Annotated in this window: 23 protein-coding genes and 2 tRNA genes; 12 read left to right on the top strand and 13 right to left on the bottom strand. The window is 65.2% G+C overall.

All coding sequences use genetic code 11. The features are described 5' to 3' along the window. Window positions 1-2: 2 nt before the first annotated feature. From ACHMWQ_RS07555 to ACHMWQ_RS07510, 10 genes are all read left to right on the top strand, one after another. Window positions 3-944: a PD-(D/E)XK nuclease-like domain-containing protein gene (locus ACHMWQ_RS07555; protein WP_396306959.1), complete on the top strand. Its 942-nt coding sequence runs from the start codon at window positions 3-5 to the stop codon at window positions 942-944. Beyond that, a complete protein-coding gene (locus ACHMWQ_RS07550; RefSeq protein WP_396306958.1) occupies window positions 941-1993 on the top strand; it encodes a recombinase RecT in 1053 nt (350 codons plus the stop codon). The genes ACHMWQ_RS07555 and ACHMWQ_RS07550 overlap by 4 nt, the downstream gene beginning before the upstream one ends. Next, a complete protein-coding gene (locus tag ACHMWQ_RS07545; RefSeq protein WP_396306957.1) occupies window positions 1990-2454 on the top strand; it encodes a hypothetical protein in 465 nt (154 codons plus the stop codon). Before ACHMWQ_RS07550 ends, ACHMWQ_RS07545 begins: the two co-directional genes overlap by 4 nt. After that, on the top strand, window positions 2451-2702 hold the full coding sequence (locus tag ACHMWQ_RS07540) for a hypothetical protein (protein WP_396306956.1): 252 nt from the start codon (window positions 2451-2453) through the stop codon (window positions 2700-2702). Before ACHMWQ_RS07545 ends, ACHMWQ_RS07540 begins: the two co-directional genes overlap by 4 nt. Then, window positions 2699-3031, top strand: coding sequence for a hypothetical protein (locus ACHMWQ_RS07535; protein ID WP_396306955.1), 333 nt, complete (start codon window positions 2699-2701; stop codon window positions 3029-3031). Before ACHMWQ_RS07540 ends, ACHMWQ_RS07535 begins: the two co-directional genes overlap by 4 nt. Continuing rightward, the gene (locus tag ACHMWQ_RS07530; RefSeq protein WP_396306954.1) at window positions 3028-3522 is read left to right on the top strand and encodes a hypothetical protein; all 495 of its coding nucleotides are present in this window, start codon (window positions 3028-3030) and stop codon (window positions 3520-3522) included. The genes ACHMWQ_RS07535 and ACHMWQ_RS07530 overlap by 4 nt, the downstream gene beginning before the upstream one ends. Next, complete coding sequence (locus ACHMWQ_RS07525; protein WP_396306953.1) at window positions 3519-3827, top strand: hypothetical protein; 309 nt, start codon at window positions 3519-3521, stop codon at window positions 3825-3827. Before ACHMWQ_RS07530 ends, ACHMWQ_RS07525 begins: the two co-directional genes overlap by 4 nt. Window positions 3828-4061: 234 nt before the next feature. Next, a complete protein-coding gene (locus tag ACHMWQ_RS07520; RefSeq protein WP_396306952.1) occupies window positions 4062-4364 on the top strand; it encodes a hypothetical protein in 303 nt (100 codons plus the stop codon). A gap of 252 nt (window positions 4365-4616) precedes the next feature. Next, complete coding sequence (locus ACHMWQ_RS07515; RefSeq protein WP_396306951.1) at window positions 4617-4847, top strand: hypothetical protein; 231 nt, start codon at window positions 4617-4619, stop codon at window positions 4845-4847. A gap of 246 nt (window positions 4848-5093) precedes the next feature. Further along, window positions 5094-6170, top strand: coding sequence for a tyrosine-type recombinase/integrase (locus ACHMWQ_RS07510; protein ID WP_396306950.1), 1077 nt, complete (start codon window positions 5094-5096; stop codon window positions 6168-6170). A 65-nt stretch (window positions 6171-6235) separates the two neighbouring features. Here the strand turns inward: ACHMWQ_RS07510 and ACHMWQ_RS07505 are convergent. The 9 genes from ACHMWQ_RS07505 to ACHMWQ_RS07465 form a co-directional block, all read right to left on the bottom strand. Next, a tRNA-Phe gene (locus ACHMWQ_RS07505) sits at window positions 6236-6311 on the bottom strand. A 173-nt stretch (window positions 6312-6484) separates the two neighbouring features. Beyond that, on the bottom strand, window positions 6485-6700 hold the full coding sequence (yacG, locus tag ACHMWQ_RS07500; protein WP_396306949.1) for a DNA gyrase inhibitor YacG: 216 nt from the start codon (window positions 6698-6700) through the stop codon (window positions 6485-6487). A 15-nt stretch (window positions 6701-6715) separates the two neighbouring features. Continuing rightward, window positions 6716-7339: a Maf-like protein gene (locus ACHMWQ_RS07495; RefSeq protein ID WP_354552043.1), complete on the bottom strand. Its 624-nt coding sequence runs from the start codon at window positions 7337-7339 to the stop codon at window positions 6716-6718. A 114-nt stretch (window positions 7340-7453) separates the two neighbouring features. Next, on the bottom strand, window positions 7454-7933 hold the full coding sequence (locus ACHMWQ_RS07490; protein ID WP_396306948.1) for a low molecular weight phosphatase family protein: 480 nt from the start codon (window positions 7931-7933) through the stop codon (window positions 7454-7456). A 3-nt stretch (window positions 7934-7936) separates the two neighbouring features. Further along, complete coding sequence (locus tag ACHMWQ_RS07485; protein ID WP_354552042.1) at window positions 7937-8428, bottom strand: UPF0262 family protein; 492 nt, start codon at window positions 8426-8428, stop codon at window positions 7937-7939. A 38-nt stretch (window positions 8429-8466) separates the two neighbouring features. Continuing rightward, the gene (hisD, locus tag ACHMWQ_RS07480) at window positions 8467-9759 is read right to left on the bottom strand and encodes a histidinol dehydrogenase (protein WP_354552041.1); all 1293 of its coding nucleotides are present in this window, start codon (window positions 9757-9759) and stop codon (window positions 8467-8469) included. 109 nt (window positions 9760-9868) lie between these two features. After that, window positions 9869-10324, bottom strand: coding sequence for a DUF2948 family protein (locus tag ACHMWQ_RS07475; protein ID WP_354552039.1), 456 nt, complete (start codon window positions 10322-10324; stop codon window positions 9869-9871). Window positions 10325-10433: 109 nt separating this feature from the next. After that, on the bottom strand, window positions 10434-11723 hold the full coding sequence (gene murA, locus ACHMWQ_RS07470; RefSeq protein WP_354552037.1) for a UDP-N-acetylglucosamine 1-carboxyvinyltransferase: 1290 nt from the start codon (window positions 11721-11723) through the stop codon (window positions 10434-10436). Between the two features lie 150 nt (window positions 11724-11873). After that, window positions 11874-12116, bottom strand: coding sequence for a hypothetical protein (locus tag ACHMWQ_RS07465; RefSeq protein WP_354552036.1), 243 nt, complete (start codon window positions 12114-12116; stop codon window positions 11874-11876). A 689-nt stretch (window positions 12117-12805) separates the two neighbouring features. On the opposite strand from ACHMWQ_RS07465, the gene ACHMWQ_RS07460 reads away from it, so the two are divergent. Next, window positions 12806-12880, top strand: a tRNA-Thr gene (locus ACHMWQ_RS07460). Between the two features lie 80 nt (window positions 12881-12960). Further along, window positions 12961-14586: a hypothetical protein gene (locus ACHMWQ_RS07455; RefSeq protein ID WP_396306947.1), complete on the top strand. Its 1626-nt coding sequence runs from the start codon at window positions 12961-12963 to the stop codon at window positions 14584-14586. 367 nt (window positions 14587-14953) lie between these two features. Here ACHMWQ_RS07455 and ACHMWQ_RS07450 read toward each other — a convergent pair whose 3' ends face one another. The 4 genes from ACHMWQ_RS07450 to ACHMWQ_RS07435 form a co-directional block, all read right to left on the bottom strand. Then, window positions 14954-16252 (bottom strand): hypothetical protein, encoded by a 1299-nt coding sequence (locus tag ACHMWQ_RS07450; protein WP_396306946.1) that lies wholly within the window; start codon window positions 16250-16252, stop codon window positions 14954-14956. 899 nt (window positions 16253-17151) lie between these two features. Then, the gene (locus ACHMWQ_RS07445; RefSeq protein ID WP_396306945.1) at window positions 17152-17349 is read right to left on the bottom strand and encodes a hypothetical protein; all 198 of its coding nucleotides are present in this window, start codon (window positions 17347-17349) and stop codon (window positions 17152-17154) included. Window positions 17350-17515: 166 nt separating this feature from the next. Then, complete coding sequence (locus ACHMWQ_RS07440) at window positions 17516-17830, bottom strand: Rha family transcriptional regulator (protein WP_396306944.1); 315 nt, start codon at window positions 17828-17830, stop codon at window positions 17516-17518. A gap of 120 nt (window positions 17831-17950) precedes the next feature. Continuing rightward, on the bottom strand, window positions 17951-18625 hold the full coding sequence (locus ACHMWQ_RS07435; RefSeq protein WP_396306943.1) for a recombinase family protein: 675 nt from the start codon (window positions 18623-18625) through the stop codon (window positions 17951-17953). Window positions 18626-19248: the final 623 nt, after the last annotated feature.

Here is a 19248-nt window from a genome sequence, read left to right as displayed (position 1 = left end):
CCATGTTGGTTCAAGCCATCCCGGCGCCCGACGGCGTCATCACGTCCAAGGGCTGCTATGTCGACCTCGACATCGAGCGCTACCACGGCCAGTGCACCGATGGCCCGAGCATCAGCTCGAGCGGCCTGCGCACGATCTTCATCGACAGCCCCGCGCACTACTGGAGCTCGTCGGCACTGAACCCCAGCCGCGTGCCCTTCAAACCGACCGAGCCCATGGTTTTCGGGAAGGCCGCCCATCACCTGCTCCTGGGTGAGAGCGATTTCGGACGGCTCTTCGTGGTTCGCCCGACAAAGGCCCCGGACGGTCGGGATTGGAACGGCAACAATGCCTCGTGCCGAGAATGGTTGGCGGCTCAGGCCGAAGCCGGTCTGACGGTACTGACGGCTGGCCAAATCGAGGCCATCCGAGGCATGCACGCCTCACTGCAGTCGCATCCGCTTATCGCCGGCGGGATCCTCGACGGCGCAATCGAACACAGCATGCTCTGGCAGGACGAGGAAACAGGCATTTGGCTCAAAGCCCGGCCGGACGCGATCCCGACCGCCTCAGGCGACTTTGCTGACCTGAAGACGGCCGAGAGCGTCGCGCCCGAGGATCTTTCCCGCGCCGTCTCCGACCGTCGGCTCGACATGCAGGCCGCCCTCGTGAAGTGGGGCGCCAAGGCCGTGCTCGGCATCGACATGAACGATTTCGCGCTCGTCTTCGTGGAGAAGGCCCCGCCGCACTGCGTCGAGGTCCGGGTCATCCGCCAAGACCACATCGAGGAAGCCGAGGGCGACCTACGCGCCGCTCTCCGCCTGTTCGCCAAGTGCCTCAAGAACAACTCGTGGCCGGGCCCGGGCGGTTCGCTTTCCGACCTCGCTCCCATCGGCCTTTCCGACTTCGCCCGCCGCCGCGCCGCCGATCGCCGGGCCTTCATTCAGCAGGAGATTGCAGCTTGAGCCAGGTCGCCACCACCGAGGCGCGCGAAGCGCCCACCTCCTACAAGACGGTCCCGCTCGCGGCGATCGGCGGCGGCGGCATGCTCGCCCCGACCACCTTCGGCGAGGTCGTGTCATTCGCCGAGCTCATGTCGCGCTCGCAGCACGCCATCCCGAAGCACCTGCGCGGGAACCCGGGCGCCTGCATGGCGATCACGATGCAGGCTCTGCGCTGGGAAATGGACCCGTTCGCGGTCGCGGCCAAGGCCTACAGCGTCAACGACATGATCGCCTACGAGGCCCAACTGATCGCCGCCGTGGTGCACACCCGCGCTCCTATCCGTCGCCGGCCAGACTATGCGTTCACCGGATCCGGCCCCGACCTCCGCTGCACCGTCAGCTGCGAGATGCAGGACGGCTCGACCAAGGTCTATGAGAGCCCCCGCCAGGGCGATATCAAGACGAAGAATTCGCCCCTATGGCAGACGGACCCGCAGCAGCAACTCGGCTACTACAGCATCCGCTCCTGGGCGCGCCGGCACACGCCGGAGGTGCTGCTGGGAGTCTATGCGCCCGACGAGCTCGACGAGAACCGCGGCCCCGACCAGGCGAAGGATGTGACGCCGCGCCCGTCGATGGCCGATCGCCTGCCCGGCGCGCGCCAGGCAGAGACGGGGTTCTCCGCGGCTAACGTCGATGCTGAGATCGCCTCGGCTACCCAGCCGGCGGCGACTGCCCCGGCGCTCGCCGATGATCAAACCGAACCCGCCGAGCTGATGCCCCCCGTAGGCTCGGCTGGCGACGAAGAGAGGTCGGCCGAATCCCTCCCGGTCGGCCTCTCTTCCGACGATCGCGAGGCTCTTCGCCTCTATGTCGACGAACTGAACGGCGAACTGCACGACTATGCAGTCGAAGAAGTCCGCACCCGGTTCTGGAAGGGCAAGGGGCTCGAGAAGGGCTCGGTTCTGGCCCTCGCCGCCGGCTCCATCACCGACGCGCACCGCAAGCGGGTGACCGGCGAAATCTCCATCGACGAATGCGACAAGCGCTGCCGGGATGCCCTCCGATGACCGCTTTCAAGATCCCCCGCCCTGCCACGGCCTTCGCCAATGCACCGGCGAGCGGCGCCAAACGCAAGCGCGTAACGGACGACACGCACCTGCGCTGGCTGCGCACCCTACCGAGCGTCATCGACGGCAAGCGACCCGTCGAGGCCGCTCACATCCGGTTCGCCGATCCGGCCTACGGGAAGCGCGAGACCGGCAAAGGCGAGAAGCCCGACGACCGCTGGGCCCTGCCCCTGTCGCCGGATCTCCATCGCGAGCAGCACGCCGGCAACGAGCGCCTCTTCTGGGCCAAGTACGGCATCGATCCCTGCAAGGTCGCGGCGGCGCTCTATGGCGTCTCCGGCGATGACGAGCAGGCCGAGCTGATCATCCGCACGGCCCAGGAAACGGCCCGTCAATTGGTCGCCCGCTCCCCCTCCGAGCCTCTGAATGCTCGCACCCAGGGTGTGGAGGTGGGGCGATGAACGTGAAGCTGACCGAAGTGCAGCGTGAGCTCTTGAGCCGCCTTGAAGACATAGACTCCAGTGCATCCACCCATTGGATCCGGCATTGGCGCGGGCGCGTTGTCCCCGGCGCGCAAGCAAGGCGGGCACTGCATCGTCTTGCGAAACTCGGGCTGGTCCTCCCTCAAACATCTAGGGCGGGGCTGACCTTTTGGTGGCGCCTGACCGATGCCGGCCGCGCCGCCCTCAACCCCACAGGTGAAGCATGAGCCGCATCGAGGACGGCGGGGCGGTGGAGGCTGGGCTGGTGGAACGCATCAAGGAGCTAGAGCGGCACTGCGTTCGCCTCGGACAGGGAGGTGCCGAGCGATACTGGGAGGGAAGGTATCGCGACGAAGCAGCAGACAACACCGCCCTTCGCGCCGAGATCACCCGCCTGCGCGCGGAGAACGCCGGGATGCGGGAGGCGCTGGAGGCGGCAGAAACGCTCTATCAGGTAGGCCTTCTCAATACGCCGAACGCGGAGATCGACAGAGTTCATGCGCTTCGACGCGCCGCCCTCTCCAAGGCCTCCCAAGCGGAAGGACAGACCCGATGACAACCCGCGAAGATATCCTGTCGCTGGCCGTTGACGCGATGGAGGACGCCGCATCAGGCATGCGCTACGTCCGCGAGAATTACGGCGATCTCTCAGGAGTTGGCTTCGATCGCGTTCAGGAAAAATACCTGAACGTCATCAGCAAGCTCCGCGCCGCCCCCACGCCTCCCGCAGCCGAAGCGCCAGGGCAGGAGCCGGTGGCGGATGGTTGGTGCACTCGTTGCGGATGCGGCAACGACGCTCGCGGCTACGGCCATCTGGAAAGTTGTTCAACCTCCGCCCCTCCCACCTATGCAGACGCCGAGGCGAAGGGGTTGGAGAAAGCCGCCCATGTAGCTCTTGATGAGAACTATGCGGCGATCGCAGCAGGGCAAGCAGCCAAGACCGAGGGGCAGAAATACAGGGCCATCGGTCGATCTGAAGCCGCCATTCGCATCGGCGACCACATCCGCTCTCTCGCCTCTCCCGCGCCGAAGGGAGAGGGCCAATGAACGAGCAACCCCGAATGGCCCAGGCTACGGTGCGAGAAGTGCTGCTCGCCTGTTTACCGCCCGGCGTCCCGCCTTCGTTCAAGAGCATCGACCACGCCTCTTTCGTCGGGCGCGGGCGCTCACGGACCATCACGGGCAACCTGACCATGTTTGATGGTGAACCGGCTGTCGTCGACCTGACGCCATGGGCGTTCGGGTGGTCCCATCGGTTCACGTCACTCCCGGGTGGTGATGTCAGTTTCGAGGAGGGCCAATGGACCCGCGTTCCTGCGCTCGCCTCTCCCGCGCCGAAGGGAGAGACGTGATGGGCCTGTGGGTCGAAATTCTGTGTGACAAGCGCATCCCGTGGTCCGTGGAAGAGTTAAAGGCCGGACGGATAAAGCCCCGCTGCGATTCAGACGCCGGCCATAACCCGTCAGGCTACACAGTTGGCGAGGCTCGCGCCGAAGCACGAGAACGCGGATGGGCCGTCGGCCCTAGGCGCAAAGCGTGCTGCCCTGCGTGCCAGAACCCGCCCGCCGTCACCCCGGAGCACCCCCATGACTAGCGCGAAAGAGCGAGCCGTAGAGGCTGGGGCGCGGGCGGCTTCTCCTTACGCTTTCAACGATGCGTTCTGGCTGGCCAAGGGCGCGCCTGACCACCATCAGAAGCACGCACAGGCGAATGCGCTGAGGCACGCCGAGGCCGTCCTCTGCGCCGCCTCCCCGATCATGGCTGACGAAGTTATGGATGCTGCAGCAGCTTATCTTCGAGACACGTACGGAGCCTCATACGGGCTCGATCATCCGGTAGATCGAGAGCGTATCCGCGCCCGTATCCAGCAGATGGCGGAGGCGCTGTGATGCCGAGCGCAAGCCCCGAACTACAGGACCGCATCGAAGCCCGGTTTGGCAGCATCGATACACACGGTCCCGAGAAGTTTCTCAAGGAGGCAGGCTACACCCTCTCTCGGCGATGGGAGTGGTCCAAGCCCGGCATAACGAGCCTCGGACAAATGAGCCGCGATGAATTCGAGTGCTTGATGTTCCTCATGCATGAGTGGGACTACGCTGGCCTGCTCCCCGCCCCGCCGGCTGTGGCAAAGGAGTAAGAGGATGAGATGGAATACAAAGGTAGTATCCGCGCTCCTGGCCACGGCGATACTCGCAGCTGAGTATGCCTGCATCAGCTTCATCATGTGGGACTGGGGCTGGCTATTCAGCGAGCCCGAGCGGCGGCTCATGTTCGTCTGGATGACAGCCCTAGCCATCTACTTCGGCTGGCTATTCGTGTGGCTGCCTGGCGATCGAGCCAAAGCCGCCGGCATTCCGGTCAGGGAGGGGTAGAGATGGGGACCTCGCTCCGGAAGACACTCGACCGGCCGGCCCGGCGCCTGCTGACAGCCATGGAGGCCGCCGCGTACTGCGGGGCGCCGTCCATCGTCAAATGGCGCGTGTCATGCCCTGTCCGGCCGATCTCGCTCTATGCTGGGCGAGACGGCTATCGGTATGACGTTACCGATCTTGACCAGTGGATCGAGCGCATGAAAGGCTCGCGCCCTTCTGCGGAAGATTGGCTGGCGAGGTTGGGCAATGGTGGTGATCAGATTGAAAGGCGTTAAGGCCTACCAGCACCCCGTCAGCGGCATCTGGTACTACTACCACCGAAAGACTGGTATCCGGCTTCTCTCCGAGCCCGGCACGACAGCGTTCAAAGACGAGCTCGACCGGGCCGAGGCCACGCTAAAGCCGGAGCCTACCCTGAAGACTGGCACCCTCGGTCACCTCATGAAGGCATACCGTGCCAGCCACTACTTCAGGGATCTGAAGCCGCGCACCCGATCGGACTACGACGGGGTCATCAACTACCTTTCCAGGCTCGACGATATGGATCTGTCGGAGATCGACGGTCCGTTCATCGTCGGGCTCAGGGACAAGGTTTATACCGACCGGAAACGGCGTTTCGCCAACTATTGCCTGTCCGTTCTTTCGGTGGTCCTGGAATACGGGATCGAGAAAGGAGAGGTGAAGGGCAACGCGGTGAAGGGCACCAAGCGCATTCGCCGGCGGTCCGATGCGCCCAAGGTCAACAGGGCTTGGGCGCGGGCTGAGCGGGATGCCGTTATGAGCGCGGCGCCATTGCAGCTTCTGCTGCCGATCGCCATTGCCCGATGGACCGGAATGCGGCAGGGAGACATCCTGAAAATGCCGCCGACCGCATATGACGGTCATTCGATCCGCCTCATCACCAGTAAGGCCGGCGTGCAGATTAGCGTGCCCGTTGCAGGGCCTCTGAAGGCGATTATCGATGCCGCCTTGGGGGCCAGTACCGGGCCGACGCCGATCACGCTTTGCGCCAACTCCCGCGGGAAGCCGTGGACGGAATCAGGCTTCAGGGCGAGCTTCTTCAAGATGATCGGAGCGCTGGAGGTCGCCGGCAAGGTTGGCGAAGGACTGACCTTCCATGGCCTCCGGCACTCGGTGGCGACGGAGCTCAGGGAAGCCGGTTTCGACTCGCGCACAATCGCCGACATGCTCGGCCAAAAGACGGCGTCGATGGCCGACCACTACTCCAGCGAAGCGGACCTGTCGTCGAAGCTGAAGGGCGTCGTCCGGAAGATGGAAAAGCGGAACAGCGTGCGAACAAAAACGTCTACAAACGGCGGATGATTTTGTCTACACGCCGGCATGGTGCTGGCCGCGCTGAAAATACACCAATGATTTCAATGTGATAATGGTGCCCGGAGGCGGATTCGAACCACCGACACGCGGATTTTCAATCCGCTGCTCTACCAACTGAGCTATCCGGGCGCCGGCGACTGGAGCCGCAAGGGCGTCTCAATCGCGAAGACAGGTGCCTTATAGGCGACGGTCCCAGGCGTGTCCAGAGGCCGGAGAACGAAGAATGCAGCCTGTGAACAACTCGAATTGCGGATCCGAAAGCGGCCTGGCGCGGGCCGTCCCGGGCGTCGGAAGGCCCCCGCTCAATCGTCTTCGCCGTTGCCGGCGTCGCGCTCCACCACGGGAATGGCATAGGCGCCCGACAGCCAGCGATGCAGGTCGACATCCTTGCAGCGCTTGGAACAGAACGGATAGAAGGCGCGGACGGTGTCCTTGCTGCAATTGGCGCAGCGGCGCGGCGCACGCAGCGGCAGGATCTCCGCGACCTTGGGAGCGGCGGGCTTCTTGGGTGCTGTCATGAATCTGTCCTTAACTCAGGCCGGCCCGAGCCAGCCCTTGCGGACGGGAAAACCCTCCCCGTCCAGCATCGCGATCGTCTCGTAAAGCGGCAGGCCGACCACGGAGGTGTAGGAGCCGACCAGCTTGACGACGAAGGTGCCGGCAAGGCCCTGGATCGCATAGCCGCCGGCCTTGTCGCGCCATTCGCCGGACCCAAGATAGGTATCGATTTCCTGCCGGCCAAGGCGCTTGAAGCGCACCTTGCTCTCGACCAGGCGCTGGCGGACGGATCCCTTCGGCGTCAGCAGGCAGACCGCCGTGTAGACACGGTGCGACCGGCCCGACAGGAGGCGGATGCATTCCGCCGCCTGGTCGTGAAACTCCGCCTTGGGCAGGATGCGCCGGCCCACCGCCACCACGGTATCGGCGGCCAGGATATAGGCATCGGCGAATTCGGGCGTGCGCGCCGCCATGGCGCGGGCTGCGTCCGCCTTGCTGCGCGCCAGCCGCTTGGCCAGGCTGCGCGGCAGTTCGTTCTTCAGCGGAGTCTCGTCGACCGAGGTGGGCAGGAGACTGTCCGGTTCCAACCCTGCCTGGGCGAGTAGCTGCAGCCGTCGCGGGCTGCCCGATGCAAGCAGGAGTTTGGCAGTGCCTGTCATTCTTCCGTCCGGTCGATTGTCGGGTGGCGCCACGGGGATCGCCCGTGGCGGAGCGGCGGGACCGTAGCCGAATTGCCGAGGCAAGGAAACAGATCGTGACAGACCGCGTGCCCCCTATCCGCTCGGCAGCGGAACCCAGCCGAAGCGGTCCTTGATGCGGCGGCGCAGCTGGTCGCGTACATCGCGGTAGGCGTCAAGGATCTGCTCGCGCGTGCCATCGACCAGGGTCGGGTCGGGCGTCGGCCAGTATTCGACCGTCACCGCCATGGTGCGCGTCAGCTCCAGCGCGCGGTGATGCGCCTGCGGCGAGAGAGTGACGACAAGATCGAAATTCGTATCCTCGAGTTCCTCGATCGTGTGCGGCCTGTGCCGGCCGAGATCGAGGCCGCTCTCCTCCATCACCGCGGTGACGAAGGGATCGGGCTCGCCCTTGCGCACGCCGGCGGAAGCGACGTAAAGGCGCGGAAACAGCTGCGTCGCGATCGCTGCGGCAATGGGCGAGCGGATGGCGTTCATGCCGCACATGAACAGGACGGAGGCCGGTGGCCGCTGATCGCGGGGCTGGAACACGCCCGGAGCATCGGCTGCTTCCAAGGCTCAGCCTTTCCAGTGCAGCGCGCAGACCAGCGTGAACAGCCGCCGCGCCGTCTCGAAATCGACCAGGATCTTGCCGGCCAGACGCTGCATCAGCAGATGCGAGCCGTCGTCATGCACGCCGCGCCGGCCCATGTCGATCGTCTCGATCTGGCTCGGCGTCGCGGTACGGATGGCGGCGTAGTAGCTGTCGCAGATCAGGAAATAGTCGCGCACGATCTTGCGCAGCGGCGTCAGCGACAGGGCGTGCAGGATCAGCGGCGCATCCTGCTCGTCGCGCACGTCGAACACCAGCCGGTTCTCGCGGATGGCGAGATGCAGCCGGTAGGCGCCGGCCGGATAGTCCGGCAGCGTGAAGCGATTATCCTCGACCAGATCGTAGATTGCGATCTGGCGCTCGTGGTCAACATCGGCCGAGGCCCGGCCCAGCGTCGCTCCGTCGAGGGCGACGGCAACGAGCTTGCCGGCGATCTCGGATTCGGAAGCGCTGGCCATGTCGGGTTCCGCTTTCATCGATCGGCGGCTCGATCCTGCTACAGATTGAGCCGGATCGCCACCGATCGCGCATGCGCGCCAAGGCCCTCGGCCTCGGCCAGCGCGATGGCGGCCGGGCCGAGAACGCGGAGCTGCTCCGGCCCCGTGCGCAGGATCGACGTCCGCTTCATGAAATCGAGCACCGAAAGGCCCGACGAGAAGCGGGCCGAACGCGCCGTCGGCAGCACGTGGTTGGAGCCGCCGACATAATCGCCGATCACTTCCGGCGTCGTGCGGCCGACGAAGATCGCGCCGGCATTGCGCACCTTCCGGACCAGCGGCTCGGGATCGGCGACCGCGATCTCCAAATGCTCCGGCGCCATGCGGTCCGACAGCGGCACGGCGTCGTCCAGCGAGGCGACCACAATGACGGCGCCGAAATCGCGCCAGCTCGCCGCCGCGGTTTCTCCGCGCGGCAGGGTCTTCAGCTGCCGCTCGACCGCGAGTTCGACGGCATCGGCGAGCTTCGGATCGTCGGTCATCAGGATCGACTGCGCGGCCGTGTCATGCTCGGCCTGCGCCAGCAGGTCGGCGGCGATCCAGTCGGGATCATTGTCGCCATCGGCGATCACAAGCACTTCCGACGGGCCGGCGATCATGTCGATGCCGACCGTGCCGAACACCTGCCGCTTGGCGGCTGCGACATAGGCATTGCCGGGACCGACGATCTTGTAGACCGGCTGGATCGTGTCCGTGCCATAGGCGAGCGCCGCCACGGCCTGCGCGCCGCCGATTCGATAGAGCTCGTCGACGCCGGCCAGGCGTGCCGCCACCAGCACCAGCGGGTTGATGACGCCATCCGGCGTCGGCACGACCATCACCAGGCGATCGACCCCGGCGACCTTCGCCGGCACGGCGTTCATCAGCACGGAGCTCGGATAGGAGGCGGTGCCGCCCGGCACATAGAGGCCGACCGCCTCGATCGCCGTCCAGCGCGAGCCGAGCTCGACGCCGAGCGCATCGGTATAGCGGTCATCGACCGGCTTCTGGCGGGCGTGGTGCGACTGGATGCGGTCGCGCGCCAGCACGAGGGCGGCGCGGGTGCGGTCATCGACGCGCTTGTCCGCCGCCTCGAACTCTGCTTCCGAGACGCGCAGCGCATCGGCGGTCAGCTCGAGCCGGTCGAAGCGGGCCGTATAATCGAGCACGGCGGCATCGCCGCGCGCGCGGACATCGGCGAGGATGCCGCGCACCGTGGCGTCGACATCTTCCGACACCTCGCGCTTGGCGGCGAGCAGCGCGCGGAAGCGCGTTTCGAAATCGGGATCGGTTTGGGACAGGCGAATGGCCAAGACGTCGGCTCCTCAGATGCGCGCGACGTCTCTAGCGCGGTTCGGGCGGGCGGGAAAGGCCGCAAGCGCGTTCCGGGTCTTGCGCAGCCTCCAGGGCCGCGCAATCCACTCAGGCGGACTGTTCGTCCAGGCGGTGCTCGGGGCAGCACTGGGTCGACCAGGCCGGGCCGAGATCGCGAACCGCCGCCTCGATGCACTCGACGTCGAGCGCAATGGCGCCGCCGCCTGCGAAGATCAAGGTGATGGTGCCGGCCGGCTCTTCCTTGCCCTCGAAGGCGATGGCGAGAAGATCGAGCACGGCGTCGGGCCGGCTGCGGTCGATGCCGGTCGAGCGGACGGCGAGCACGCGATCGAAATGAAAGCCCGAACGACGGCGCTCCCAGTTCTTCTTGCGGGCGTTGCCCTCGGGCTGCTTTTCCCAGACGAACCGATTGATGACGCCGGCAAAACGCTTCTCCTTCGGAATGAAGGCGATGTCGCCAACCTTCAGAACGGCGTCCTGAACATGCGCAGACACGACGGCGAGGTCTTCTGCGTCAAACGCGGCGAGTTTAAGCTGATCCATGAGCACACCTGTCGGCCTGTTTACTTGAACCGACAGGTAGGGTCTGTGTGATCGGACCGCAACAGGGCAATTGCACCGCGCGGCCCGTCAGCGGAGCTTTTGATCGATCTCAGCCGGAAATCCGCTCGATCGTAGCGCCGCACCGCGAGAGCTTATCTTCCAGCCGCTCGAAGCCGCGATCGAGGTGATAGACGCGATTGACGATCGTCTCGCCCTCGGCGACGAGACCGGCGATCACCAGCGACACCGAGGCGCGCAGATCGGTCGCCATCACCGGCGCTCCCTTCAGCCGCGGCACGCCGACCACGGTCGCCTTCTGGCCGTCGAGATGGATCTCGGCGCCGAACCGGGCCAGTTCCTGCACGTGCATGAAGCGATTCTCGAAGATCGTCTCGCGAATCACCGAGGTGCCCTCGGCCCGCGTCACCAGCGCCATCAGCTGCGCCTGCAGATCGGTCGGGAAGCCGGGGAACGGCTCGGTCGAAATGTTGACCGGCTGCAGATCGGCGCCATTGCGATAGACGCGCAGGCCCTCATTGGTCTCGGTGATCTCGGCACCGACCTCGCGCAGGATCTCCAGCGGACGCATCAGCGTATCGGCCCGCGCGCCTTCCAGCAGCACGTCGCCGCCGGTCATCGTCACGGCCATGGCATAGGTTCCGGCCTCGATGCGGTCGGGCATCACCGAATGGCGCGCGCCGTTCAGGCGGCTGACGCCCTCGACGCGGATGGTCGAGGTGCCGGCGCCATGGATCTTGGCGCCCATCTTGATCAGGCATTCGGCGAGATCGACCACTTCCGGCTCGCGCGCCGCGTTCTCGATTGTAGTCTCGCCCTTGGCCAGCGTTGCCGCCATCAGCGTCACATGCGTCGCGCCGACCGTCACCTTCGGGAAGACCACGCGGGCGCCCTTCAGGCCGTTCGGGGCGCGGGCGATGACATAGCCACCCTCGATGTCGATTTCGGCGCCCATGGTCTGCAGCGCCTCGAGGAACAGGTCGACAGGCCGCGTGCCGATGGCGCAGCCGCCGGGCAGCGACACTTTCGCAAAGCCCTCGCGCGCCAGCAGCGGGCCGATGACCCAGAAGCTCGCGCGCATGGCCGAGACCAGTTCATAGGGCGCGGTGGTGTCGACGATGGTGCGGGCGGTCAGATGCACCGTCTCGCCGGAAAGCTCGGCCTCGCCGAGGCGCTTGCCTGATACCGTCATGTCGACGCCGTGATTGCCGAGGATGCGCTTCAGCTGCGCCACGTCGGCGAGGCGCGGCAGGTTGGCCAGCGTCAACGTCTCGTCGGTGAGCAGGCTCGCGATCATCAGCGGCAGAGCGGCGTTCTTGGCGCCGGAGATCGGGATCGTGCCGTTGAGACGCGCGCCACCGACGATGCGGATTCTATCCATGAGAAGCCAAGCCTTTCCGAAGCGAAGGTGTCGAGCGGCGGCCCTGCATGAAATCGTGCCCCACCCCGAATGGTCTGTCGCTCTAATGCAGGAATGAGGCCGATACAAGGAAAAGCCGGCTATGGCATCGCGCGAGCCGGCCCGATCGCCCTATTCGCTGTCGCGCGCGGCCCTGGCGGCCGCTTTGCGGCGGGAAAGGTTGGTCCGCAGCGCCGCCGCGAGCCGTTCCTCGCGCGCCTTGGCGGCGCGGGCGACCGAGGCCTGGTGGGCCGAAAGCGCAGGCGCCTCGCCGGCGGAATCGGCTGCCTCGCCCGGCGCAGGCGCAGCGGCCGGGTCGTGCAACGGAGAATCCGCCACGGGCGGTATCGTCTCATCGGCAGGTTTGCGGGTCATGCCACTCGGTCCCGAATTCGAACAGTTGAACAAGTCGCCAGCGAAACGGCGGCGTGCTGGTTTCTATAGGCCAACCGTCACGCCGCGCACAAAGTCATTTGCACGGGCGTCGGTCGCGGACGATCGGGTCGGATACTCGTGTCCCGCCTTGCATCGCTGCTGGCCGCTGTATGCAGGGGACCGTGGCCGCGCGCCGCACCCGCCGGGTCCGGGTGCGGCTATCTTGCCGCCTTCGCTTGGGCCGGCGTGCCGCTGAGCCGGCCTGCTCCTGCGCCGGCCATCTCCCTGGTGCGACCTCGCTATGCCTTCCCACCATCCGCCATGCGCGGCCTGAGCCATCCGCCTGGCCCGACTTCAGCGGTTCGCCGTGCCACCTTCCGCACTTCCGCGACGCCCAGCCCCGCCCGGAGCCTCGCGCTGGACCATGCCATGGCGGCCTTCCCGCCCCTGCCCCCGGTACCGAACCCAAATGGCTGGCTCCGAGCCCGACCGCGCTCCGCTTTTTGCTTTTGCCGCCGGATCTTGGACGGGCCGCCTGTGGATGACTTTGTCTTTCACAGGCCTTTTCGGCTGTAATCGGCCGGATTATGCGTTTCCGGCGAGAAAGACCGGGAACTGTGCCGGCAGGCGCTTGATCCCACCGCCTCGCTGTGGCAATAGACCGCCGTCCGGGAAATTCACCGGCCGGCGCTGCAGTAGCTCAGTGGTAGAGCACACCATTGGTAATGGTGAGGTCGAGAGTTCAATCCTCTCTTGCAGCACCACTCATCCCCCTTGATTTTGCTGAAGTTCTTGCCCCACAAGGGGTTCGGCCGTTCCCACTTGGACACAGGAACGGTACACAATGGTGCTTCAGATGGCCCGCCCGTGGCGTGATCCCGACTCCGGAATTTTCTATCTCCGCAAGCGTGTCCCGCGCGCCCTGCTGCCTCAGGTGAAGGGCACGACCGCGATGCTGCCGGTGGGCGATGAGCATATCGCCGTGCGGGTCGGAGACATCACCAAGGCTTCTCTGCGCACGCGGGAACCGGCCGAGGCAAAGGCTCGCTACACGGCCGCATCCGCAGCGCTGGACGCCCATCTCCAAGCCGTGGCGGCCGGTCCTGTGCGCCTCAATCGGCGTCAGGTGACGGCCATCGCGGGGACGGTCTATCGGGACAATCTGGACGCCTTGAGCAACGAGCCGGGAGAGCGCGGCATCTGGGCGCATGTCCTCAGGCTCCACGCCGAGGCGCGCGCGGCTGGCAAGTTGGAGCAATGGGTCGGACCACAGGTCGACGAGGAGCTGGCGAAGCTCCACATTGTCGCCCATCCCGACTCCAGGGCGGCGCTCATCGAAGAGGTCGACCGCGCCCTTGTGCAGCGCGGCGAGTTGATGATGCGGTTCAGCGAGGGGGATTTCCGTCCTGATCCGGATGAGGCGCGCTTCCCGGACACCGACGCCGCCCTCGCGCCCTTGCGGTCACCGCCGCCTGCGGCCCGAGCGGTCGCCACCGCGAAGCCCGGCCTCGGCATCCTGAAAGTCTGGGCGAAGTACAAGGAGACCATCTCCCCCGCCTCCTCCACAGTCCGGAGATGGGAGCCGGCCATTAAGGCCTTCGACTCCTTCATCGACGGTCGGGGCATGGAGACGGTTACAGCCGGCGATGCCATCATGTTCGCGGACCATCGGATTGCTGCGGGCATCTCGCCGGTTTCCGCCAACAAGGTCGATCTCGCAGCCGTCAAGCGCATGTTCAGCTTCGCCCACAAGCGCACCCTGATACCCGCCAATCCACTCGCGGGCCTCAGGAGCGAGCGTAGGGGCACGGAGGAAGAGCGAGAGCGGGAAGGACGGGACTTCCATCCGCCCGAATACCGGATGATCCTCAACACCGCGCGGGCTATCCACGCTGCGCCGGGAGGCCGTGGCGCTGCGTTGCTGAACACCATTCGATGGGTGCCGTGGATCTGCGCCTATTCCGGAGTGCGGCCGGGCGAGGCGATCCAGTTGCGGAAGAAGGATTTCGGGACCGAGGACGGCATACCCTTCTTCCACGTCCGGGGCAGCGCAGGCACTGTGAAGACCGGTCAGGGTCGCTTGACGCCCGTCCATCGGTGCCTTGTCGCCGAGGGTCTTCTAGACTTCGTGCGAAGCGCGCCGGATGGGCACCTCTTCATCGCTCCCAAGGGCGAAGATGCCGATGCCGTCAGGCGTGCCATCGACACGGCACGGGGACGGCTGGGGGAATGGGTCCGCGAGATCGGCGTGAGCGACCCCGAGATATCCCCAAACCATGCATGGCGGCACACTTTCAAGACCTTCGCCCTCGACGTGGGGATGCCCGAGAAGATTGCAGACGCCATCTGCGGGCACGCTCAGGCCACGCAGGGCCGCAAGTATGGTCGGGTTTCGCTGGCAACGAAGGCGGCTGCGCTGGAGGCCTTCCCCGAATACGTGCTGAAGGCTCCCGCAGGTGCCGCTTCTTAGCAGTCCCTCAGGTAGATTGAAGTGGGCTCAGATCCCCCGCAAGGCCTGCGCAGCACCGCATCAGCGGGACCGTCTGGGAAGGTGACAGGAGACTCGTGGAGAGCCGTTCCCTGTTCCGCGCTGGGTCTGATGCGACGGATGCCTTGATGCCACCCGGCGGGCTTCTCTGGAGTCCCAAGGGCATCCCGCAGGCTCCATCCCGGCGACACCACGAGCGGCCCTGATCATCGCTTCACGCTGATGCAATGATCTCCTCCGCCACGCCGAAGCGCGTACACCCCGGCATGGGCATTCCCTTTCGCATCTCGGTCTTTCCGAGGGCATGAGGCCTTACGGGTCTTATAGGTGGAAGGAGAGGAGGTGATGGTCAGCTCATCATGGCCACGGGAATGCCCGCTGGGGTGAACTCCCGAGAGACCACCTCCATCATCGTCCTCCCCTTTTCAGCCCTTGATCGCGGGAGGAGAAGACCATCATGCAGACCGAGGGCCACCATCCCCTTGGCCTTCATCTCCTCCAGCACACGGACGAGGATCTCGCTCTCCCGGTACATGAGCGTCAGGCCGAGACCGACGCCAAGGCATGGCCGGAGCGCGGGATGCTTCTGGAGGATGGCATCCTTGGTGCGCTTGACGGTCCAGCCAGCAGGCAGGATGGCCGAGGCATCGCATCCCTCAGCAGCCTTGGTCAGTTCTACAGGCCATTTCGAGCGGTGGAAGTCGTCCATGAGCAGGCAGTTCACGGCCATCTTCACAGCTCTGCGGTGCCCCTCCAGGCCGGGGATGGCGTAGAGGTCTCCCTCCGGAGCAACAACTCCGACCGAGGCATAGGCGAGACGCGGGAACATGGAGGCGAAGTCGAGATTGGTGACCGTCTCGCCGTCGATCCGTATTCCCCGCCGCCGGTCCTTCCGGAGGTTCTGCCAGAAGCCACCGAACAGCCGCCCGTTGCGGTCGAACCGAGGTGCACCGTCATCGCCCGCGAGCGTGAAATAGCGCGCCATGGAGCGGCTGCGCGGGTCCACGAGGCCGAGACCGTCGTCCACGAAGGTGATGTCAGCCTCGCCGAGGAAGGTATTCAGTCCACGCACAGCGTCACGGATGGCAATGGTCTCGGCCGTATCGTCGTAGCCGACCAGCTCCCGAGAAACGACCAACCCGTCACTGACTCGAAGGTGCTCCTTCCGGCTGGCGATGACCACCGCCTCCCCCGCCTGACGGCCGAAATCTGCCGGCGTGATCCCAGCTTCTTTGACCGCCCGCGCGAACGACTCTGTAGGGGCCAGAGATGACGCCACACCGCGTTGCGGAGAGTTCCGCCACTGCGCCAGCCCGAGTTCGTCGAGGCCGTGCAGGAGCGTCCGGAAGGGCTTGCCGAGGGCGGGATTGTCATAGCGTGTTCGGCCGTTCCTTCCGTTGCCGGTGAGGATTGCCAGCCGTCCCGTTTGCGGCGGCATCAGGACCGCATGGGCGAGGTTCGCAACGGTCACCTCCACGGCGGACAGATGGTGGCGCTGGTCGGTTTCCCGGCGCTTGCGGGTACGGGTTCCAACGGCCTGTTCACGCTGGTCGATGGCGGCAGTGATCTCGGCCACGAGCTTGCGCAGCGTCGGGCCTTCCGCGCTCCGCCAGTCGTCAAACCAGCGGTGGTGTTCGTGTGTGGTCATGGGGTGTCCTGTGGTGAAGAAGAGGAAGACCGCGAGGGCTTCAACGAGAACAGCTACGGGGGAACGCACGCGCGAGCACAATCCAAAACTGGACGGTGCGTGGCTCCTAGGGTGGGTGGAAATCCCCTCGCGTGCTCCTAGGGTGGCCCCTAATCGCTCGGCCAATCCGGTCCCCAGATGCCCTCAGCAAGCGCCTCGCTGTCAGCGCCCGCAAACTCCTGGAGCGGACCGGCCATCGGCTTAGGCGGCATGACCAGCTTCAGAAGCCCGCCCTAGCCATAGGGGCGAGCCTCTCCCTTCAAGGGGGGAATTTCCCCACTTCCGAACGACGTGCCGCTCGTCAGAACCAAGCGACAAGAGGACCGAGCCAGCCAGTCGCGCAACTCCTTGGCTTGCGGCCGGGTCGACGACATGAGCAAAAGGTTCACGCCCTTGCGGATTAAGAATGTGGCCTTGCCGAGGGTCGCCCGGTTCTCCGCCCCACTAACGCAAATTGCGAGAGTGCTCCCGTTGAGCGAGATCTGCTCCTCGCGGGGAACGCCAGCCCGCCCGAGCTTGTTAGCCGCGCCGCCGAGCGTGGAGTAGCCGAGCGCGCCCGGACGACATCGACCGCATGGAGAAAGTTCGCCGTGCTCCGGGTGGTCCACTGCGCGGACGGTGTTGGACTGGAAGGTCTTGCCGGTGAGGCACGGAAACGAAAGCAGACAAGCTTTTGGCTAGGGCAGGTGGGAAGATGGCCCTCCCCTGCGGCGTCGAGATCTGGGTGCGGTCATAGTTTATGACCCTACACCGCCCTTCAGCGTGATGCGCCCGTCTGTGGGAGCCCCCCCACCGGAAAGCTAAGGTAGCATTTTGCTACGCTAGAAGTTCCATCGACGAGCCGCCTCGTCTGCCTCGCATCACCCCGACACGAACCCGTAGAACTCCCGCTGATCCTCACGAGCGACAGCCCAACTATCCACGTTGAAACCATGCCAGCCCCCATGTCCCCAGATCACGCGGCCGATGCCGGGCACCGAGAGATAGAGCCCGTTGGGCAGGCCGTAGCTCGTGAAGGAGACGGCAATGGCAAGGTGAGATATCTTGATGGCGAACATGGTCATTCCGTGGTTTGGGTGATTGCCGTCCGGTCGACCGTGACAACTTCGGCCTACGACCAAGATGAACCACGGACACGCCCCGCATAGCTACGTGGCTAGATGACCCGCCGGGGAGATATTCATTGCAGGCGAACTTGGGCTTAGATTTGTCGGTGAAGATGATCTATCCACGGGTGGATACATTACATGGCTCATCATCTTCTCGCACCCTCGTCCGAGACGTGGCCCGTCTCGCGGATGACCGACTGGCGCGCCCGGAGCATGGCCTCCATGCGGTGAAGGCGTCGATGTAGGCTTGCTTGAACTGCCGCGCCCTGGCTCCGGTGAAGCCCATGACGAGCATCGTGAAGCCGTTCCTCGTCATATTTGCCGAGCGGTAGGTCTGGCCGTTCTGCGGGTGGACATAGAGGTTGGCCGAAAATTCGGCTGACCCAAACCGCGGCCACGGATCCGAAGGCAACTTTTGCCGCTTTGCCATTCTCTCCAAAATTGTAGGCAATGGTAAGAGCCGTAGAGCACGAGCATAACGCAAAATCGCGCTGTGCTGCGAGTGCAGACGACCGCAGGGCCTCCTCAAAATTGAGGACACCCTAAGCGACTATAGCCGCGCCATCACGTTCAGCACGCTCCGCGCCGTCCAGCGTCCCCCGCGAGGAGTCGCGATGTGCGCCTCGTTGAGGGCCTTGGCGAGCCCGTTGGCGCTGGTCACGCCGCGTTCCCGCAGCGCAGCTATGGTCCCCGCCAGACCATCCGCGCGGGCCTGTGCGCCCTGCCGAAGCGCCGCCGCAGCCGCGTCATTGCCGAGCCCACGGAGATGGCTCGCGCCATTCGGATTGCCGAGCTTCACGCCCCGCGCCTTGGCAGCCGCAAGGGCCTCCTTCGTGCGCTGCGAGATGGCCTCGCGCTCCTTCTGGGCGACCATCGCCATGATGCCCACGGTGAACTTGTCGGCGTGTGGCATGTCGCAAGCGGTGAACTCAACGCCCGCCTTCTGAAGCCCGAGGAGAAAGTGAGCGTCACGCGAGAGGCGGTCGAGCTTGGCGATGAGGAGCGTGGCCCCGGTCAGCCTCGCGTGCTCCATAGCCTTCGCCAGTTCGGGCCGGTCATCCCTCTTGCCGCTCTCCACCTCGGTGTAGGAGGCGAGGAGCTTGGCATCAGCGCCCTTGCCCCCGACGAAGGCAGCAACCGCAGCCTCCTGCGCCTCCAGCCCAAGGCCACTCTTTCCCTGCTTGGCGGTACTGACGCGAAAGTAAGCGACGTAGTGGCGGCACATGGCGGGCTCCGGCTGATGTCTATGCACAATCCTTTAACGAACGTTATAGGATTGTGCAAGATCCACCAACTCCTCCGCCACCTCCGTCTCCAGCAGCATGACTGAAAGCTAGCAGTTACCCTCGAGGCCGTGAGGGCCGTAGCCTCAAGTCGACAGTGCCCGGCCGACCAAACAGCTGTGCCCTGCAAGATCTGCCTTGGGGGCACGGGGGATAGCGGCTCAAGGCCCGGTGAGCGCGACTACGCAGATTTCTATGACGAAAGCAATGGGCCTCTCACGTCCCTCCACCGGAGCCATGAACATTGAACAGCCACCAGAGCGCAGGCGAGCCAAGCGCCGATGAAGGGCACGCCAGCGAGCAGAAAGCATCTCACCTCTAGCCCCGTCGCACGGCTTTGGAATGCAGCACGAATATTGTTGCGTGCTGGCAAAGACTTGGGCTGACAACCAACCTTCGAGGATCCACATAAACGACACACCAAAGGTGAATGATCGCTCAACGGTTTGAGCCAGTAAATCAATAGGGAGCAACGGCTCACCCAGCCCCCCCGGTCGGGCGCTATGGCTATTTAGCGAGGCGAAATAAACCGCAGCCGCTCACTTTCTCGCCGCCCGCAGTTGCC

The organism is Kaistia sp. UC242_56 (genome assembly GCF_044452255.1).
Taxonomy (GTDB): Bacteria; Pseudomonadota; Alphaproteobacteria; order Rhizobiales; family Kaistiaceae; genus Kaistia; species Kaistia defluvii_A.
This window is presented reverse-complemented; position numbering and strand designations above follow the sequence as displayed.

Bases quoted from the DNA above. Each gene is read 5' to 3' on its own strand.
- ACHMWQ_RS07555 (WP_396306959.1), top strand. From the start codon at position 3: ATGTTGGTTCAAGCCATCCCGGCGCCCGACGGCGTCATCACGTCCAAG.
- ACHMWQ_RS07545 (WP_396306957.1), top strand. From the start codon at position 1,990: ATGACCGCTTTCAAGATCCCCCGCCCTGCCACGGCCTTCGCCAATGCA.
- ACHMWQ_RS07540 (WP_396306956.1), top strand. From the start codon at position 2,451: ATGAACGTGAAGCTGACCGAAGTGCAGCGTGAGCTCTTGAGCCGCCTT.
- ACHMWQ_RS07535 (WP_396306955.1), top strand. From the start codon at position 2,699: ATGAGCCGCATCGAGGACGGCGGGGCGGTGGAGGCTGGGCTGGTGGAA.
- ACHMWQ_RS07530 (WP_396306954.1), top strand. From the start codon at position 3,028: ATGACAACCCGCGAAGATATCCTGTCGCTGGCCGTTGACGCGATGGAG.
- ACHMWQ_RS07525 (WP_396306953.1), top strand. From the start codon at position 3,519: ATGAACGAGCAACCCCGAATGGCCCAGGCTACGGTGCGAGAAGTGCTG.
- ACHMWQ_RS07520 (WP_396306952.1), top strand. From the start codon at position 4,062: ATGACTAGCGCGAAAGAGCGAGCCGTAGAGGCTGGGGCGCGGGCGGCT.
- ACHMWQ_RS07515 (WP_396306951.1), top strand. From the start codon at position 4,617: ATGAGATGGAATACAAAGGTAGTATCCGCGCTCCTGGCCACGGCGATA.
- ACHMWQ_RS07510 (WP_396306950.1), top strand. From the start codon at position 5,094: ATGGTGGTGATCAGATTGAAAGGCGTTAAGGCCTACCAGCACCCCGTC.
- yacG (WP_396306949.1), bottom strand. From the start codon at position 6,700: ATGACAGCACCCAAGAAGCCCGCCGCTCCCAAGGTCGCGGAGATCCTG.
- ACHMWQ_RS07495 (WP_354552043.1), bottom strand. From the start codon at position 7,339: ATGACAGGCACTGCCAAACTCCTGCTTGCATCGGGCAGCCCGCGACGG.
- ACHMWQ_RS07485 (WP_354552042.1), bottom strand. From the start codon at position 8,428: ATGGCCAGCGCTTCCGAATCCGAGATCGCCGGCAAGCTCGTTGCCGTC.
- ACHMWQ_RS07475 (WP_354552039.1), bottom strand. From the start codon at position 10,324: ATGGATCAGCTTAAACTCGCCGCGTTTGACGCAGAAGACCTCGCCGTC.
- murA (WP_354552037.1), bottom strand. From the start codon at position 11,723: ATGGATAGAATCCGCATCGTCGGTGGCGCGCGTCTCAACGGCACGATC.
- ACHMWQ_RS07465 (WP_354552036.1), bottom strand. From the start codon at position 12,116: ATGACCCGCAAACCTGCCGATGAGACGATACCGCCCGTGGCGGATTCT.
- ACHMWQ_RS07455 (WP_396306947.1), top strand. From the start codon at position 12,961: ATGGTGCTTCAGATGGCCCGCCCGTGGCGTGATCCCGACTCCGGAATT.
- ACHMWQ_RS07450 (WP_396306946.1), bottom strand. From the start codon at position 16,252: ATGACCACACACGAACACCACCGCTGGTTTGACGACTGGCGGAGCGCG.
- ACHMWQ_RS07445 (WP_396306945.1), bottom strand. From the start codon at position 17,349: ATGTTCGCCATCAAGATATCTCACCTTGCCATTGCCGTCTCCTTCACG.
- ACHMWQ_RS07440 (WP_396306944.1), bottom strand. From the start codon at position 17,830: ATGGCAAAGCGGCAAAAGTTGCCTTCGGATCCGTGGCCGCGGTTTGGG.
- ACHMWQ_RS07435 (WP_396306943.1), bottom strand. From the start codon at position 18,625: ATGTGCCGCCACTACGTCGCTTACTTTCGCGTCAGTACCGCCAAGCAG.